Origin of the sequence: Corynebacterium sp. LaCa54 (assembly GCF_046717495.1) — a bacterium.
GTDB classification, from domain to species: domain Bacteria; phylum Actinomycetota; class Actinomycetes; order Mycobacteriales; family Mycobacteriaceae; genus Corynebacterium; species Corynebacterium kefirresidentii.
Genome location: NZ_CP177115.1, coordinates 236,765 through 252,832, shown reverse-complemented (window position 1 = coordinate 252,832; position 16,068 = coordinate 236,765). Strand labels below are relative to the sequence as shown.

General features: G+C 63.4%; 15 protein-coding genes and 1 tRNA gene. 4 read left to right on the top strand and 12 right to left on the bottom strand.

Going from position 1 to position 16,068, the window contains the following annotated elements; all coding sequences use genetic code 11:
* Positions 1 to 26: 26 nt before the first annotated feature.
* Positions 27 to 102, bottom strand: a tRNA-Thr gene (locus tag ACLI1M_RS01275).
* An 87-nt stretch (positions 103 to 189) separates the two neighbouring features.
* A complete protein-coding gene (locus ACLI1M_RS01270) occupies positions 190 to 1,389 on the bottom strand; it encodes a DNA polymerase III subunit delta' (protein ID WP_411706618.1) in 1,200 nt (399 codons plus the stop codon).
* 37 nt (positions 1,390 to 1,426) lie between these two features.
* On the opposite strand from ACLI1M_RS01270, the gene ACLI1M_RS01265 reads away from it, so the two are divergent.
* Both ACLI1M_RS01265 and ACLI1M_RS01260 read left to right on the top strand, forming a co-directional pair.
* Complete coding sequence (locus ACLI1M_RS01265) at positions 1,427 to 2,959, top strand: adenylate/guanylate cyclase domain-containing protein (protein ID WP_034655698.1); 1,533 nt, start codon at positions 1,427 to 1,429, stop codon at positions 2,957 to 2,959.
* A gap of 12 nt (positions 2,960 to 2,971) precedes the next feature.
* Positions 2,972 to 4,210, top strand: a complete 1,239-nt coding sequence (locus ACLI1M_RS01260) for a DUF418 domain-containing protein (RefSeq protein WP_248099234.1) — start codon at positions 2,972 to 2,974, stop codon at positions 4,208 to 4,210.
* Here the strand turns inward: ACLI1M_RS01260 and ACLI1M_RS01255 are convergent.
* The gene (locus ACLI1M_RS01255; RefSeq protein ID WP_248099235.1) at positions 4,160 to 4,741 is read right to left on the bottom strand and encodes a hypothetical protein; all 582 of its coding nucleotides are present in this window, start codon (positions 4,739 to 4,741) and stop codon (positions 4,160 to 4,162) included. The genes ACLI1M_RS01260 and ACLI1M_RS01255 overlap by 51 nt on opposite strands.
* 18 nt (positions 4,742 to 4,759) lie before the next feature.
* The gene (topA, locus tag ACLI1M_RS01250; protein WP_248099236.1) at positions 4,760 to 7,735 is read right to left on the bottom strand and encodes a type I DNA topoisomerase; all 2,976 of its coding nucleotides are present in this window, start codon (positions 7,733 to 7,735) and stop codon (positions 4,760 to 4,762) included.
* A gap of 248 nt (positions 7,736 to 7,983) precedes the next feature.
* On the opposite strand from topA, the gene ACLI1M_RS01245 reads away from it, so the two are divergent.
* Complete coding sequence (locus ACLI1M_RS01245) at positions 7,984 to 8,613, top strand: DedA family protein (protein ID WP_023020430.1); 630 nt, start codon at positions 7,984 to 7,986, stop codon at positions 8,611 to 8,613.
* Positions 8,614 to 8,630: 17 nt separating this feature from the next.
* Here the strand turns inward: ACLI1M_RS01245 and ACLI1M_RS01240 are convergent, their stop codons facing one another.
* Positions 8,631 to 8,834 carry a cold-shock protein gene (locus tag ACLI1M_RS01240; RefSeq protein ID WP_023020429.1) on the bottom strand — a complete coding sequence of 68 codons (204 nt, stop codon included), beginning with the start codon at positions 8,832 to 8,834 and terminating at the stop codon, positions 8,631 to 8,633.
* A 177-nt stretch (positions 8,835 to 9,011) separates the two neighbouring features.
* On the opposite strand from ACLI1M_RS01240, the gene ACLI1M_RS01235 reads away from it, so the two are divergent.
* A complete protein-coding gene (locus ACLI1M_RS01235) occupies positions 9,012 to 11,375 on the top strand; it encodes a Zn-binding domain-containing protein (protein ID WP_200288346.1) in 2,364 nt (787 codons plus the stop codon).
* A 23-nt stretch (positions 11,376 to 11,398) separates the two neighbouring features.
* Here ACLI1M_RS01235 and ACLI1M_RS01230 read toward each other — a convergent pair whose 3' ends face one another.
* From ACLI1M_RS01230 to ssd, 7 genes are read right to left on the bottom strand one after another with little or no spacing between them, the layout of a single operon-like run.
* Positions 11,399 to 11,725, bottom strand: coding sequence for an Rv3654c family TadE-like protein (locus tag ACLI1M_RS01230; protein WP_023020427.1), 327 nt, complete (start codon positions 11,723 to 11,725; stop codon positions 11,399 to 11,401).
* Entirely contained in the window at positions 11,718 to 12,032 is a 315-nt protein-coding gene (locus ACLI1M_RS01225; RefSeq protein WP_023020426.1) for a hypothetical protein, read from the bottom strand. Before ACLI1M_RS01225 ends, ACLI1M_RS01230 begins: the two co-directional genes overlap by 8 nt.
* A gap of 56 nt (positions 12,033 to 12,088) precedes the next feature.
* The gene (locus tag ACLI1M_RS01220) at positions 12,089 to 12,277 is read right to left on the bottom strand and encodes a DUF4244 domain-containing protein (protein ID WP_023020425.1); all 189 of its coding nucleotides are present in this window, start codon (positions 12,275 to 12,277) and stop codon (positions 12,089 to 12,091) included.
* Positions 12,278 to 12,301: 24 nt separating this feature from the next.
* Positions 12,302 to 12,898: a type II secretion system F family protein gene (locus ACLI1M_RS01215; protein ID WP_248099238.1), complete on the bottom strand. Its 597-nt coding sequence runs from the start codon at positions 12,896 to 12,898 to the stop codon at positions 12,302 to 12,304.
* Entirely contained in the window at positions 12,895 to 13,683 is a 789-nt protein-coding gene (locus tag ACLI1M_RS01210) for a type II secretion system F family protein (protein ID WP_200288348.1), read from the bottom strand. The genes ACLI1M_RS01215 and ACLI1M_RS01210 overlap by 4 nt, the downstream gene beginning before the upstream one ends.
* On the bottom strand, positions 13,676 to 14,854 hold the full coding sequence (locus ACLI1M_RS01205) for a TadA family conjugal transfer-associated ATPase (protein ID WP_248099240.1): 1,179 nt from the start codon (positions 14,852 to 14,854) through the stop codon (positions 13,676 to 13,678). The genes ACLI1M_RS01210 and ACLI1M_RS01205 overlap by 8 nt, the downstream gene beginning before the upstream one ends.
* Complete coding sequence (ssd, locus tag ACLI1M_RS01200) at positions 14,851 to 15,918, bottom strand: septum site-determining protein Ssd (protein WP_239207849.1); 1,068 nt, start codon at positions 15,916 to 15,918, stop codon at positions 14,851 to 14,853. The genes ACLI1M_RS01205 and ssd overlap by 4 nt, the downstream gene beginning before the upstream one ends.
* Positions 15,919 to 16,068: the final 150 nt, after the last annotated feature.

The following is a 16,068-nucleotide window of genomic DNA, read 5'->3' as shown; positions in this document are numbered from 1 at the left end:
GCAGGCTAGATAACCTGCGGCCACTGTGGAGCCGCCTGCGAGAATCGAACTCGCGACCTTTTCATTACGAGTGAAATGCTCTACCGACTGAGCTAAGGCGGCACGCTGCTTGGCATATGCCAGTGCAGCAAGAGAAAGTTTAACCTAGGGGCGCCGCGGAATAGAAATCGGCCCCGACTACGCACCCGCTTATAGGCACGCGCGACGCAGTCGGCCCACCAACCCGTCGAAGGCAATCTGCGTGCCGACGTTTTGTGTGAGCTGCTCGCGGCACAACGTGATGGCGGCCTGGCAGTCCAGCAGACCTTCCTCACTCACGCGTTGCGCTAGCTCACCAGAAAGACCGGCGAAGTCCGGGTGGGTCAGGTCCACCTGCGCGCCAACTTTCTGCATGAGCGCATCGCGGTACACACCGGAGAGATCGATAAGAACTAAGTCCAAGTTGTCGATAACTCGGCGTTTCGCTCGCTTCTTGTGTTGGTCCTGCAGATCCTTAATGGCGGATCGGGCATCGCGCTGCGCTTTAGCCGCGCCTTTGCCCTTCGCACCTACGCCGAGGGTCTGCTCCAGCTTCGCCAGTTCGGCTTCTTCTTGTTCCTTATGCGATTCCTTCGCCTCCGAGTCGACCAATTTCAGCAGCGAGGTGACCGCCTGAAAGCCTTGGGAGCCGTGGAAGACCTCTTCTGCCAGGTTGATGGCCACCGCGCGGCGCTTTTGTACCGCCGGGTCGTTGACGAGGCGCCGCGCCCTGCCGACGTGGCGGAGGGAGGTGAGGGCGGCCAAGTGGGCGTCGTGATCCGAGGCGCCCTCGCTGACCAGCTGGGCGGTAATACTCTCCACCGACGGGGAGGGAATGTAGAGGTGGCGGCAGCGCGAGCGGAGGGTCTGGGAGAAGTCCTCGGGGGCGTCGGAAGGAGCGCACATGATGATCACTGTGCGCGCCGGCGGTTCTTCCACGGTCTTGAGCAGGGCATTCGCACCGTTGTTATTGAGGCGGTCGGCATTGTTGAAGATCACTACGCGCCAGGGCGCCACCGTGGGCAGGCTCGCGGCGCGGCCGATGACCTCGCGCACCGTATCCACCGGAATGATGACTTCCTGCGGATCCACCAGCACCAAGTCAGTATGCTGCTTCGCATCCAGCACTGCCTGGCAGGCCTCGCACCGGCCGCAGCCCGGCTCTTCCGAGTCCGTGCACATGAGTGCGGCCGCAAAATCGAGGGCGGCCAGGGATCGGCCGGAGCCCGGCGGGCCGGTAAATAGCCAGGAATGGCTCATTGCCCGCGGGTCTGCCCCCGGCGTCCCCCGAGCTGCCCGAGCGGCATCCAGGATGGTGCGGGCCACGCCTGGGGTATCTGCCAATCTTTGCGCAACGCTTCCGGTATTCACTCGCCCTAGCCTACTGGTCTTACTAAAGTATGAAGACATGAACAGACTATTGCGCGGCGCACGATGGCTCATGGGAACCCAATGGCCGGTCTACGCTGCCTTAGTCCTCGGTGCGAACCTCATCGGCGCCATCGCGATCATGACATTCGTCCTCTATTTCCTTCCTATGCCGGAAATCAAGGACTTTGCCGCCGAGCTGCCAAGCTTGATGGGTGTCGCCGCGGTGTACCTCATCTTCGCCGTGATTATCGGAATTGCCGTAACCCTCCTGCTCTTCCGCCCGGTGCTGGACTGGCAGCGCAACCCGGACGAGCACGATCCAAATATGGTGCGCAACCTGGTGCTGCGCATCCCCGTCTACCAGTCCGCAGTGGCGGCCGCGGTATGGCTCATCGGCATCATTTTGGCCGTGGTCATTTCCGGGCGCGAATCCGGCCGCTTGGGGCTTGTCGTAGGCGTATCCGCTACCTTGGCCGGCTTGGTGGTTATCATCCTGACCTACCTGCAGGCAGAGCGCCTTGTGCGCCCAGTTGCCGCCCAGGCGGTGGCGCGGCGCTTTGAGGATTCTACGCTCGAGCCACCCATCAAATACCGCCTGATATCCACCTGGCTGATGACTTCCGGGGTGCCGCTCATCGGCATCCTTCTGGCGCTGATTGCCCAGCTCACCGGGCTTTTCCCTGGAACCGCCGGCGATCTTGTTCCCGCCATTACCGCCTTGGCGCTTACCGCTCTGGCTACCGGTTTTATCGGCACCAGCTTTGCGGTAATGAGCGTCGTAGACCCGATTGTGGAGCTACAGAACGCCATCAATCGGGTGCGCCGCGGTGAGACCAATGCCGAGGTCGATATCTATGACGGATCCGAGCTAGGCGTGCTGCAAGCCGGTTTCAATGAAATGATGCGTGGCCTGCGGGAGCGCAACCGCGTGCGCGATATTTTCGGCCGCTACGTCGGCAGCGAGGTGGCCCAACGTGCGTTGGAGGAGCGCCCAGAATTAGGCGGCGAGGATCGCAAAGTGGCGGTGCTTTTTATTGACGTCATCGGTTCCACCACGTTTGCCGTTAACCACTCCCCCGAAGAAGTTGTGGAGGAGCTCAATAAGTTCTTCGAGCACGTCGTCAAGGTGGTGCACCGCAATAAAGGAATTATTAATAAATTCCAGGGCGATGCAGCCCTCGCAGTTTTTGGCGCTCCCCTCAACGTTTATGATTCCACCTCCATGGCCCTGCAGGCCGCCCGCGATCTGCGCAGTGAATTGCGCGGACTCGAGTTGCAAGCCGGCATCGGCGTGGCCGCGGGGCACGTTGTCGCCGGGCACATCGGCGGCGCCGATCGCTTTGAATATACCGTCATCGGTGATGCCGTCAACGAGGCCGCGCGCCTGACCGAGCTGGCCAAGGACACCCCGGGCCAAGTATTGACCAACGCCGCCACGCTCAAAACCGCTAACGAGGCCGAGCAGGCCCGCTGGACTATGATGAAATCCATTGAGCTGCGCGGCCGTCACCGCATGACCCAGCTGGCTCGCCCTATCCGCGCTACCCTGGCAGAACGTTCCGAGGTATAAAGAGGTTTTTAAGTGAGCTCAGCTCCCCGGCCCCGCATGATCGTGCCCGATGTGGCGCGCGGCATGGCCCTTCTAGGCATCGCCATGGCCAATATGACCACGGCGTGGATCATCACCACCGACCGGCCAGCAAGTTATTTCGGCGGCATCATCGATGGCAGCGTGTGGGATAAGGCGGCCGTCGTCTTCGCCGCCTTCTTTGTCCACAACCGCGGCCTGCCCATGTTTTCTACACTGCTGGGCTTTGGCGTGGGGCTCATCGCGCTGAGCCTGTGGCGGCGCGGGTTTCCGGTGCAGGGGGCGCGCAGGGTCATCGCCAAGCGCTATGCCTTCTTGGCAGTGATGGGAGCGGCGCACATGGTGCTGCTGTTTTGGGGCGACATCATGTTCTTCTATGGCGTGGCCGGAATCGTGATTGCATTCCTGCTGCGCAAGCGGGATTCCTCCCTCATGCGCGTGGCCTATATTCTATTCGCACTATGCGCGCTGGGCGGGATTGTGGCCTTCATTTCCGGCGCGCTGGATCCCCTCGGCGTGGTGGCCACGGAGGGCATCGGCACCATCGAGTCCTACCCCGATTTGCTGCTCAGCCAGCTTGTCACCCTAGGCAGCCAGGCCTTGGCCACGCCGATCATTTTATTGATGTACCTGCCCGTCATGCTGGTGGGCTTTGTGTGGGCGCGCCAAGGCGTGCTTGCCGACGTCCCCTCTCACCGCCCCACCCTCCTGCGCTGGGTGGCCGTCGCGGTGATCATTACCGTGGTTATCGGTACCTTGTGGTCTCTGAGCACGCTTGGGGTCATCGAGCAGCGCTGGGCGAATGCGGCCAATAATGCCAACTCTTTCCTCGGCGTCTTCACTGGCCCCGGCATCCTAGCCGGACTCGCGTTGGTGCTGCAGCCAGAGCAGGAGCGACTCGCGGCCGGCGCACCGCTGCCCGCAGTATTATGGCCCTTTGCGGCGCTGGGCAAGCGCTCCATGAGCGGCTATGTGGGGCAGTCCATCCTCTTTTTCTGCCTCGTGCACCCGTTTATGCTGAACTTCGGTCACGAGCTGGGCGCCTTCGGCCAAGCGGTGATGGCCTTCGCGGTGTGGTTGGCCACACTCATCTTCGCCTGCGTGCTGGAAGCCTGCGGCCGCCGCGGCCCCTTCGAGGCGGTGCACCGCCGCCTGTCCTATGGTCCGACGATGCAGCCGCAGTTACCGGGTGCGGTGAAGGCCGTCAATCAGCAGCAGATGGCCGATAACTAGGGCGCCGGTTTCGGCCGCGCACACTAGCCGCGCCTTGTGCTTGCGCTGCTTCAGCGCCGCACGCAAGGCGGTTAGCCCCTCGGCCGCGACGAGCACATTAGCGCCGTGACTCATGCCTTTGCCGGCGTCGGTGCGCAGCACTGGGTCGCCCGCCAGCGCCGAGGTGGCAAGCACGGCCGCGCCACCCACTGCCACTGCGGCGGACGTCGGCTGGCTACGGGTAGCGGCAACGCCCGCACCCCATGCGGCCGCGCGCAGGCCCCAGCCCAGGGCATCGTTGCGCGCGCCGCGGCGATACAGGCTCCAGGCATAGGCGGCGTGGTTCGCCGTTAAAGCCGCCACGCCCAGCGCCGAAGGACGAGTCAGGGTGCGGGCCTTTTCCACTTGGGCGATGACCCCGGCTAGGATACCGGCGCCAACGGCGGGCTCCTCGCGGACCGAGGCGATAAGCTGCGGCTGTGCGCTGATATCGGATACGGCGCGCCGCAGGGCCGCAGCGCCTTCCTGGGTGCGGGCAAGAAAATCGTTCATGCCCGCCACCTTACGTGGTTATTTCTTGCGCGAGCCGGCCTTCACCACGTTCTTCGTGCCGGGGGAAGGTTTCTTGGTTGCCTTCTTGCCGGCCTTCTTCGTGGACTTTTTGGTGGCCTTTTTAGTCGCCTTCTTCTTGGTCGTCTTCTTAGAGGACTTCTTGGTGGACTTCTTCTTGGTCTCGCCGGAAGCTTCCTTGGCGCGGCGCTCGGAGAGGAGCTCGTTCGCGCGGGCGTCGGTAAGCTGCTCCGGGTCATCGCCGCGGCGCAGGGAGGCGTTGGTGGTGCCGTCGGTGACGTACGGGCCGAAGCGGCCATCCTTCACGGTCATGGGCTTGCCGGAGACGTCATTATCGCCTAGCTGCTTGATCGGCGGCTGGGCCGCGGCGCGGCCGCGACGCTTGGGCTCGGCATAGATGCGGCGGGCCTCGTCCAAGGTAATGGTGAAGATCTGCTCTTCCTTGGCCAAGGAGCGCGAATCAGTCCCCTTCTTCAAGTACGGGCCGTAGCGGCCATTTTGGGCGGTGATCATCACGCCGTCATCCTCGCCCACTTCGCGCGGCAGGGACAGCAGCTGGAGGGCTTCTTCGAGGGTCACCGTAGAGGGCTCCATCGAGCTAAATAGCGAGGCCGTACCCGGCTTCAGCTTGTTCTCGATGTACTCCTTGACGCGCTTTTCCTTCTGCTTCCCGGCAGTTTTGGTTTCCCAGTTCTTAGCGCGCTTGCCTTCCTCGGCGCGTTGCTTGTCTTCCTCGGCCCGCTCCTTGGCGACGACCTCTTCGGCCTCACCCTCGGCCTTCTCCCGCTCATCATCGCGGACCACCTCGGTGACATACGGGCCGAAGCGGCCCTCCTTAGCCACAATCATGCGCCCATTTGCCGGGTTTTCACCCAGTTCGCGGCCGCCCTGTGGGGTGGCAAAGAGTTTTTCCGCCAGCTCCTCGTTCAAGCCGTCCGGAGTGACGGTTTCAGAGAGGTTGGCGCGCTGGTACTCGATGCTGCCGTCGTCATTGGTGCCGACGGCGCGCTCGATATACGGGCCATAGCGACCCACGCGGACGAAGACATCACGGCCCTCGGTATCGGTGTAAAGGCGCAGGGAGTTGACCTTGCGGGCATCGATGGCTTCTAGGTTGACGTCGATAAGCGATTTCAAGCCACCGTGGCGGGCAATGGAGGCCGCCTTTTGCTCGTTGGCCTCGGCGTTGCCGAAATAAAAGCCGTTGAGCCAGGCGGTGCCGTCCTCGATACCGGTAGCAATCTGGTCCAGCTCATCCTCCATAGAAGAGGTGAAGTCATAGTCGACCAGCTCGGTGAAGTTCTCCTCCAACAGTCCCACGACGGCAAAGGCAACCCACGATGGCACCAGCGCATTGCCGCGCGAGACCACATAGCCGCGGTCCTGGATGGTCTTGATAATGGACGCATACGTGGACGGGCGGCCGATGCCCAGGTCTTCCATCTTCTTGACCAGGCTGGCCTCGGTATAGCGCGCCGGCGGGTTGGTGGAGTGGCCCTCGGCGGAGACCTCCTTGGCGTTCAGGGCGCGACCCTCTTCCAAATGTGGCAGGTGGGTCTCGCCCTTCTTGTCACCCTTGGCGTCATCTGCGCCATAGGCCTTCAGGAAGCCCGGGAAGGTAATGGTGCGGCCGGTGGCGGAGAATTCCACGTCATAGCTGCCATTATCCGTGGTGGCGGTGCCGGCCACGGTGACCTTCATGGAGGTTCCCTTGACATCGGCCATCTGGGAGGCGACGGTGCGCTTCCAAATCAGGTCATAGAGCTTAAACTCCTCCGCGTCCAATTGACCGGAGAGCTGGCCCGGGGTGGCGAAGGACTCGCCGGCTGGGCGAATCGCCTCGTGAGCCTCCTGGGAGTTTTTCACCTTGCGGTCATAAACACGCGGGGAATCAGAAACGTACTCTGCGCCATAGATGCTGGTGGCGGAGTTGCGCGCAGCTGATAGGCCCTGCTTGGACAGCGAAGTGGAGTCAGTACGCATATAAGTAATGTGGCCGTTTTCGTACAGGCGCTGCGCAATGCGCATGGTGCGCTCGGAGGTAAAGTGCAGGCGGCGGCCGGCCTCCTGCTGCAGCGTAGAGGTCATAAACGGCGCATAAGGCTTGCGCGTATAAGGCTTGTGCTCGACACCAGCGACCTGCATGTCCGCGCCGCTCAGTGCGGTTTCTAGCGCCTTGGCCTGCGGCTCGGTGATGACGATGACGTCTTTGCTCTTCACGTTTCCGTGGTCATCAAAGTCGCGGCCCAGGGCCACGCGCTTGCTATTGACGGCTGTGAGGCGGGCGTCGAACGTAGCGGGATTATCCGCATCCGCAGCGCCGGTATCTAGCGTGGCGGCTAGATCCCAATAATCCGCGGGGATGAACGCCATGCGCTCGCGCTCGCGCTCGACGATGACGCGGGTAGCCACCGACTGCACGCGGCCTGCAGAAAGCCGCGGCATGACCTTCTTCCACAGCACTGGGGAGACCTCGTAGCCGTAGAGGCGGTCCAGGATGCGGCGGGTTTCCTGGGCGTCGATAAGGTTGTAATCCAGATCGCGCGTATTATCCGCAGCTTCCAGGATGGCCGATTTGGTGATCTCGTTGAACACCATGCGGCGCACCGGAACCTTGGGCTTTAAGACCTCAAGCAGGTGCCAGGCGATGGCCTCGCCCTCGCGGTCGGGGTCTGTCGCGAGGTAGAGCTGATCGCACTGCTTCAGCTTGGATTTTAGGTCCGCGACTTTCTTCTTCTTATCGGGGCTCACCACATATAGCGGGGCGAAGTCGTCCTCTGGGTTCACGCCAAGGCGCGCCCAGGATTCCTTCTTATACTTAGCCGGTACGTCCGCAGCGCCGCGGGGAAGATCGCGGATGTGGCCTACGGAGGCCTCCACGATGTACTTATCTCCGAGGTAAGGCTGAATCTTCTTCGCCTTCGTCGCCGACTCGACGATCACCAAGGTCTTTCCCGGCCCGGCTGCTTCTGCCACTTCGACTTCATCCCTTTCGATGATGCGAACAATAAGGTATGCACGCTTTCAGCAATCGCCCCTAGCGTACACAGTTGATCTGTGTTTCCTTTCTCGCACCATATACGCGGTTCTGCCAAAAGGCCGTTTTCAGGGGCACTATGTACCCCCACGGAACGGGTCTATACTGGCCTACTTAGAATGCCCAGTAACTGTGAAAGCATTGTGGGGCACGATAGCACACCTAAGCCGACACCCGGGGAGGATTCATGGTCGACACAATCACTATGTGGATCGAAACCGTCATGTCCACAGAGTGGATCTACCCGCTGGTCGCCGCGCTGATCTTTGGTGACTGCTTCTTCCCCGTCCTGCCGTCAGAAATCCCGCTCAATATGGCCGGCGCCTGGTCCGGCTCGCAGGGCTTCCCCCACCTGCCCACCATGTTTTTCGTGGCGCTCATCGCCGCCATGATGGGCGATAATCTCTGTTTCCTGCTAGGCACGCGGTTCATGCCCTTGCTTAAGCGCGTGCCAAAGGGATCTAAGGCCTACGAAGGGCTGAACTGGGTCAAGCGAAATATGCGCCGCGGCGGAGGGGCCGCCATTATTATCGCCCGCTTCATCCCTTCAGCCCGCTTGTTTATGACCATCCTGCTGGGGTCCATGAGGTTCCCGTGGATCGTCTTTGTTTTCTTCGACACCATCGGCGTCGCCCTCTGGGCTGGCGAGGCGCTGGCCATTGGTTATCTCGGCGGCATGGCCTTTTCTAATTCGCCAGTACTCGCCGTGGTGGTCAGCATCATCGCAGCCATCATCATCGGCGTGGGCCTGCAGAAGCTGCAGAATAAGTTCACCGAGTGGTGGGATACCCGCCGCGGCTACGCGGAGACGCCGTAGCGGGGAGAACAGGCCGCCTAGATGACGGACACGGACTGGGCCTGATCACCCTTCGGGCCGGAGCCAACCTCGAAGGTGACCTGCTGATTTTCCTCTAGGGTGCGGAAGCCGCTGCCCTGAATCTCGGAGTAGTGGACGAAGATATCGCCGGCGCCATCCGCGCGCTCGATAAAGCCGTAGCCCTTTTCAGAGTTAAACCACTTAACGGTTCCTTGTGCCATGGTGTGCAGTCCTTTTCTTGCTTATCGGTGCAGCGATTCCGCACCAAGGGGGTTCGGTAAATGCGTCCTTTAGCAGTACCTTAAAGTGTAAACACCGCACCAAGACATCATTGGCCTTATATCAGTGTGACACGTTCCACGCCAAAGCGATAGACCAAACCCACAAGGGGGTAAAAATTGTCTCACCCGGAAACAGATAATCCCCTGGGAACAGAGCTCCTCGAATTCATCCAGCGCCGCCTCGATGAGTCCACTCTCACCTTTCACACCACCCTGCCCCCTCAGCGCACCCAGTATGCGCAGTGGCCGGAGTGGGTACTGCCGCAGTTGCGGGAGAAGCTGGTAGAAGGGGGCGTCGGCAAGCTGTATCGGCACCAGGCTGAACTCGCACAGGCCGCCTGGAAAGGCGAGGATGCGGTGATTGCTACCGGCACTTCTTCAGGAAAATCCCTGGGCTACCAGCTGCCCATTTTGAGCCGGCTGGCGCAGGAGCCGACCGCTTGCGCGCTGTATCTCACCCCCACTAAGGCACTGGGTTCGGATCAGCTGCAGGCGGTGCTGGAGCTGTGCCGGGGGATTCCGGCGCTCAAGGGTGTGGTGCCCGCGCCCTATGACGGCGATACGCCGCAGGAATCCCGCGCGGGTGTGCGCGATCATTCGCGGTTCATTTTTTCCAACCCGGATATGGTGCATATGTCCCTGCTGGCCGCGCATGCCCGGTGGGCGCGGCTGCTGCGGCACCTGGAATTCATCGTCATCGATGAATGCCATTCCTACCGGGGCGTATTCGGCGCCAATGTGGCGCTCGTGTTGCGGCGGCTGCTGCGCTTGTGCGCGCACTATGGCTCGCGGCCGACGGTTATCTATGCCTCGGCCACCATGAAGGACCCGGGCCGGCATGCACAGCGCCTCACCGGCCGGCCGGCCCGCGCAATTACGGAGGACACCGCCCCCACCGGTGCGCGCACCGTAGCCCTGTGGGAGCCAGGCTTCATCGAGGGCGCCGAGGGTGAGCACGGGGCGCCGGTGCGCCGCGCCGCCACCACCGAAGCGGCCGAGATGATGGCCTCTTTCATCGCCGAGGGTGCGCGCACCATGACCTTCGTGCGTTCGCGCCGCTCGGCCGAGGTGGTGGCCATGCGTGCGGCCGAGGTGCTCTCCGGTAGTTTGGGCCGGCCCGATTTTGCCCAGCGCATCGCCGCCTACCGCGCGGGTTACCTGGCCGAGGACCGCCGTGCATTAGAGCGCGCGCTTGACGACGCCTCCTTGCTCGGCGTCGCCACCACCTCCGCGCTCGAGCTGGGCATCGACGTCGGTGGGCTCGATGCCGTGGTCACGGCCGGCTTCCCGGGGACCGTCGCCAGTTTTTGGCAGCAGGCCGGGCGCGCCGGCCGCCGCGGGCAGGGCTCGCTCGTAGTACTCATCGCCCGCGATGAGCCGATGGATACCTATCTGGTCCACCATCCCGAGGCGCTGCTGGGCAAGCCGGTGGAGGCCAGCGTATTCAACCCGGCCAATCCCTATATCCTCTTCGGCCATGTCTACTGCGCTGCGGTAGAAAAACCACTGGATGATGCCACGATTGCTGCCTGGGGAGCCCAGGACGTGGTCCATCAGCTGGCCGAGTCTGGCCTGCTGCGCCACCGCGAGCGCGGGTGGTTCGCCGTACCCATTCCTGCCCACTCGCCGGAGGAACTCTCCCCGGAGACGGCGCATACCGCCGTTTCCTTGCGCGGCGGGTCAGGCGAGGAAGTGATGATCGTGGATTCTTCCGACGGCCGCCTGCTCGGCACCATCGATGCCGCTCGCGCCACCAGCCAGGTGCACCCCGGCGCGGTGTACCTGCACCAAGGCGAAAGTTTTGTCATCGAGGAACTCATCCTCAGCGATTACCTGGCGCTCGCCCGCCCCGAGGCCCCGGATTATTCGACGACCCCGCGCTCCACCACGGATATCCGCATCCTGCGCGAGGCCGATAACCTGGTCAATTATTCCCCGGGCCTGTGGGTAGCCGACGTGGAGGTAGAGGTCACCGATCTCGTCACCGGTTACCAAGTGCGGCTTGCCGATGGCACCATTGGTGACGACATCCCCCTCGATCTCCCCGAACAGCGCCTGGTTACCCGAGCCGTGGCCTATACCATCGATCCGCTGGCACTTTCCGCCATGGGCGTGACGGCCTCCGATACGCCCGGCACCCTACACGCGGCCGAGCACGCCGCCATCGGCTTACTGCCGCTTATCGCCACCTGCGACCGCTGGGATATCGGCGGCGTATCCACCGCACTGCACCCCGATACCCAGCTGCCCACCGTTTTTGTCTATGACGGCCATCCGGGCGGTGCCGGCTTTGCTGAAGAAGGCTTCCGCCGCTTCCCCGAATGGATAGAGGCCACCTTCGAGGCGGTGCGCTCGTGTCCTTGCGAATCCGGTTGCCCGTCGTGCGTGCAATCACCGAAGTGCGGCAACGGAAATAATCCGCTCAGCAAAGATGGTGCTATCAAGCTACTCGGCGCGCTGGTCACCATGACGCAGGGCTAGCCGCGCTGCCTCCTTCCGCTGGCTCACACCGGCCCGGCCTTGGCCTGGGTAGAGCGGCCGCGCACTGCCGCGGTGACGATGACGTCGCGACCGGATTCGGTGCAGGTTTCTAGGGTGGCGCCATTCAGGGCGGCGGTATCGCCCGCGGCGGTGCAGGCATCCTCGCCAGTAGCAAGTGCCCAGGCGCCAGCGACCGCAGCGAGGTCGGCGGCCACTTGCGCCTCGTGGCGTGCGGCTACGCGCGAGCCCACCGCCGCCACGATAAGCAGCAGGCTCACGATGGCGACAATGATGCCGGCCGCAGCGATGGTGGCATAGCCTTCCTCGCCCCAGCGTTGCGGCTTACTCATTTCCGCCCACCTCGGCGGGAAAGACTGCCTCGGAGCGCATGGTGCCGATGGGGGCTTCCACGCTTACCGACGCCTTCACCAGCCCACCGCTTTCCTCCACGCTGACTTGGGCATCTTCGCGCGCGGGGTGGTATTCGACGCCGATGGCATGCGCACGCGCGGCCGCACCCGCCATGTCCACAGCGGCGATATAGGATGCCAGCGTGGCAATAGCACCCACGATTCCCGCCGCGACCAAGACTAGGGAGCTTAAAGCTAAGGCGGCCTCGATGGTCACGGAGCCATCGTCATCAAATACCTTGTGCATTATTCCTCCTTTCTGCCGGCGGGAATGGTCCCGCCGGCTGGGGTTACGTAGAGCTGCTAGCTGGGGGTATTAGAGAGGGCGTCGGTTATGATGCCTTCGATGGCATCCACCACGCCGCCGCCGTTGATGACCATGTAGAGCACCCCGGCAAGCGCCGCTGCTGCTAGAGAGCCCATGGCATATTCGATGGTGCTCATCCCCTCGTCATTGCGGATGAGCTGGGGATACTTAGTAAGTGCGTGCATGATTAGTGTCCTTTCAAGTGAGGTTTAGAGAAGTTGCGCGCCCAGGCTGATTACTACGGGCGCAAGGCCTAGAACGATGAATGCCGGCAGGAAGCACACCGCCAGCGGGAGGGCAATGAATACTCCTGCGCGCTCCGCCTGTGCTGTGGCGTGGGCGGATGCTTCCGCGCGAAAAGAAGTACAGATTCGATGACATCCGGCCGCAATGGTGGCGCCGGATTGGCCCGACATGATGACAAGCTGTGCTAAGTCCTCCAGCCCCACCTGGCCCTTCATATGGCCCCACGCGGACTGCGTGGAAACTCCAACGCCTAGCAGCGCGGAGACGGTCTCCCACAGGTCCTGCGTCTGAGCGTCCGCGGTGCGAGCGACCGCGGTGGCGGCTCCGTGCACGGACAGCCCTGCGGCCAGGCACGCTGCGAAGAGTTCGACGTCGCCAGCTACTATCAGCGGGTCCAGCGGTGCTGCGGGCTTGAGCTTGCTTATCAGTCCCCCACGCGCTTTCGGGCCATCGCGCGGGGTCTTGGCGGTGGTCTCAGTCGCACTGGTAACTGCCAGCCGGCCAGTGTGCGGTGGGAGGCCAACGAGGGCGGCCAAGGCCACAAAGATGAGCGGGGTCATGCAGCCGCCTTCCGAATAATGACGCGCGACCAAGCGAAGCCGCCGCAGGCCAGCGCCACGCCTACCACGAGAAGGACACCGCCCAGCCCGCCGCCGAAAAGAAAGCCGAGCGAGTTAGCGCCCATGGCCCCGCCCATGGCGATGCCGGCTATTGGCAAGCACGCGAGCACCGTGGCGGTCGCTTGGGGGCCTTGCAGACTAGCGGAGGTGGATTGCTGGTGGCGTCGAGAAGCATCGAGGCGGCTTTGGGCTTGGTCGAGCAAGCTGGCCACCGCAATACCGTGGTAAGTGGAAAGCTCCAGCAGGTGGCCTAAGCGGGAAAGCTCCGGCAGGGCCTTTGTATCCTCCGCATCCGTGAGCGCCATGTGGGGCGGCGCGCCACGCGCAGCGAGGGCGGCCGTTGCTTCCAGTGCGGCGGATACCTCCCGCGGGGTAGTTCCCGGCAGGGCCTCCACCCCGCGGGCAAGTGCCCCAGCCAGGGTCGCCCCTGCCCGCAGGTCCGCGGTGACCACTCCCAAATAGGCGGCCAGCCCTTCGCGGCCGCGCCGCTGCGTACGCGCGGCCACGAGGTCTTTGGTGTACCAGGACACGCACCAGGCGATTATGGCGGCGGCGATAGCGACGCTGATGCGACCCACTGAGTAAAAGACCAGGCTGCCGCAAAATACCGCCCCCAGGATGACCACGGAGCTAGCTCGTGTCTGGCGCGTTGCGGAAGCTAGGCGGCCGGCGATAGAGGGCGCGGGCAGGAGCAGCGCGGCGGCGAGCAGGAGGAAACTAAGCATGGCTGGCCTTCCCGGCGCGCTCGCCCAGAAGTTGTGCGGAAAATTCCGCAAAGCCATCCGCCGGCCCGTCTTCGGCACTCCAGATGATGCGCGGGGTAACCGGGTTTCCCTCGAGCACGCCAATATGGGCAAGGCGGCGGCCCTGCGGGGTGCGTTCCATGGTCAGCACCATGTGTACGGCCGCTGCCAGTTGTGAGTGCAGTGCCACGCGGTCCAGGCCGCCAAGGGCGGCGAGGGCCTCCATGCGGGCGGGGACTTCAAAGAGCGAATTGGCATGGAGCGTACCGGCGCCGCCGTCGTGTCCGGTGTTGAGGGCGGCGAGGAGATCGACCACCTCGCGGCCGCGGATCTCGCCTACCACGATGCGGTCTGGGCGCATGCGCAGCGCTTGTCGGAGCAATTGTGACATCGTGACCTCGCCGCTTCCCTCCGCGTTGGCCCGGCGCGAGACCACGCTAACGCAGTGTGGGTGGTGCGGGGAGAGCTCGGCGGTGTCTTCGATGACGAGGATGCGTTCGCGCTCGGAGACGGTTCCCAAAAGTGCGGATAGCAAGGTGGTTTTGCCGGAGCCGGTTCCACCTATAACCAGGAATGAGACTCGCTTGTCCACCACAGCGCGCAGCAGCGTAGCGATATCTTCTGGCACCGTGCCGTTGTCTACTAGTTGGGGCAGGGTGGTCTGGGCTTGGCGCAGTACGCGCAGGCTCAGGCAGGTTCCGGCCACCGCAGGCGGGCTCAGCAAGGCATGGACGCGCAGGACGACGCCATCAGGGCGGCTAACGCGGCCATCGGCATAAGGTTGAGCATCATCGAGGCGCGTGCCGGAGGCTGCCGCCAGTCGGCTGGCCAGTTGGCGGACTTCGCCATCATCGCGGAAGGTGATGTCAGTGCGTTCGAGACCCTCGCCGCGGTCCATGAATACCGCATGCGGCCCGTTAACAACGACATCGGTAACCCCCTCTCGCCCCAGCAATGCATCAAGCGGGCCCATTCCGGTGGCGTCCTGGCGCAGGCGGCGTAGTAGGTCGAGTACCGCGACGTCACTAATCACGCCGGCTTCTGCGCGGATGCGCCGAGCCAGGGCTGCCGCATCATGCACCAAGTCGGGCTCGGCGGCGATGATACGCTGCATCTTTTCCAGCGTTTCCTGTGCTACTTTCTGCTCACTCACGCGCCTACCTCCTCGAGGACCGCGTGTGCAGCCTTGCGCAAGGGTGCCGGGAGGCGCTGCGGGAGGCCGCCGATTTCCACCGCGCGCGTAAGGCCCCGGGCGGTTGGCAGTTCTGCCAATACCGTGCTGTGGATGATGCTTTCTACTTCCGCCGCGCTTAACGATGCCCACTGGCGTTGCCGCAGCACCACCACACAGCTGCGCCGCGCAGCCCCGAAGCGCGCAATAAGTTGCGCGGCCGATGCAGCCGAGCGCACTTCTGCGGCCACCACTATAACCACGTGGGTACACGCATCCGGAACGGTCTCCGGGGTGCAATCCACCACGCATAGCCCTTCGCCCGCGTGGGCCGCGCCCACTACTCGCGCGAGCAGGTCCTTTTCCAGGCGGAAGGGATCCGCGACGGTACTGCGCGCGGTCGAGAGCACCGCTACCCCATCCGGCGTAGTGGGCAGCGCGCGGTAGAGATCGGCGGCATCGATACTGCCATCGCCCACGGTAAGCTCCGGCCAGCGCGCCCCCGCTTCCGCCTCTACGCCAAGCAGGAGGTCGAGGCCACCGGAGTATGCGTGGGCGTCGATAAGCAGGGCGCGTCCATCCGCAGCGCACTGGGTGCGGGCCAAGGCGGCCGCGAAGGTAGAAGCCCCCACCCCGCCGCTCGCCCCAACCACGGCGATGGTGGCGCTACCCGGTCGCGTGTCCTGCGGGGTGCCCGCGGCCGCAATGCCCGCGAGCAGCTCCTTAACCTGGGCGGGAATGATAAAGGCGCTCTCCGCGTGACAGGCTAATGCCGCTTCATAGTCAATCGGTCCAGGGTCCGCGGCAAGGAATAGTACTGGCACAGGCGCGGTGTAGGGGCGTTGCGCTGCCGCCACCACGCGGGCCATGAGGGAATCAACCAGGACCGCAAAGGCGCCTGGCAGACTGCGCGGGACGTCGCGGGGATCGGTTACGGTAAGCACATCGTGGCTGGTAGCAGCCGCGGCATGGATAGCCTCGGCGCGCAGTGCTTCGTCACCGACGGCAACGACGATGGCAGCGGAATCAGGATGTAATGCGTTCATGCCTCATAGCCTGAAGCATCCGTGCAACCGCAGCGAGGGCTCTCCGGTGGCACTGTGGATAACCCGCGATAAGTCACCGTGTGGTCCTGATTTGGTTGCCACTTCAACTAAAAACCTGTGGATAACCTCGTATCACATGGCGCTAGATAT

What these genes read in the sequence shown, in the direction of transcription:
- ACLI1M_RS01265 (WP_034655698.1), top strand. Translation starts at nt 1,427, where the DNA reads ATGAACAGACTATTGCGCGGCGCACGATGGCTCATGGGAACCCAATGG.
- ACLI1M_RS01255 (WP_248099235.1), bottom strand. Translation starts at nt 4,741, where the DNA reads ATGAACGATTTTCTTGCCCGCACCCAGGAAGGCGCTGCGGCCCTGCGG.
- ACLI1M_RS01245 (WP_023020430.1), top strand. Translation starts at nt 7,984, where the DNA reads ATGGTCGACACAATCACTATGTGGATCGAAACCGTCATGTCCACAGAG.
- ACLI1M_RS01240 (WP_023020429.1), bottom strand. Translation starts at nt 8,834, where the DNA reads ATGGCACAAGGAACCGTTAAGTGGTTTAACTCTGAAAAGGGCTACGGC.
- ACLI1M_RS01230 (WP_023020427.1), bottom strand. Translation starts at nt 11,725, where the DNA reads ATGAGTAAGCCGCAACGCTGGGGCGAGGAAGGCTATGCCACCATCGCT.
- ACLI1M_RS01225 (WP_023020426.1), bottom strand. Translation starts at nt 12,032, where the DNA reads ATGCACAAGGTATTTGATGACGATGGCTCCGTGACCATCGAGGCCGCC.
- ACLI1M_RS01220 (WP_023020425.1), bottom strand. Translation starts at nt 12,277, where the DNA reads ATGCACGCACTTACTAAGTATCCCCAGCTCATCCGCAATGACGAGGGG.
- ACLI1M_RS01215 (WP_248099238.1), bottom strand. Translation starts at nt 12,898, where the DNA reads ATGACCCCGCTCATCTTTGTGGCCTTGGCCGCCCTCGTTGGCCTCCCA.
- ACLI1M_RS01210 (WP_200288348.1), bottom strand. Translation starts at nt 13,683, where the DNA reads ATGCTTAGTTTCCTCCTGCTCGCCGCCGCGCTGCTCCTGCCCGCGCCC.
- ssd (WP_239207849.1), bottom strand. Translation starts at nt 15,918, where the DNA reads ATGAACGCATTACATCCTGATTCCGCTGCCATCGTCGTTGCCGTCGGT.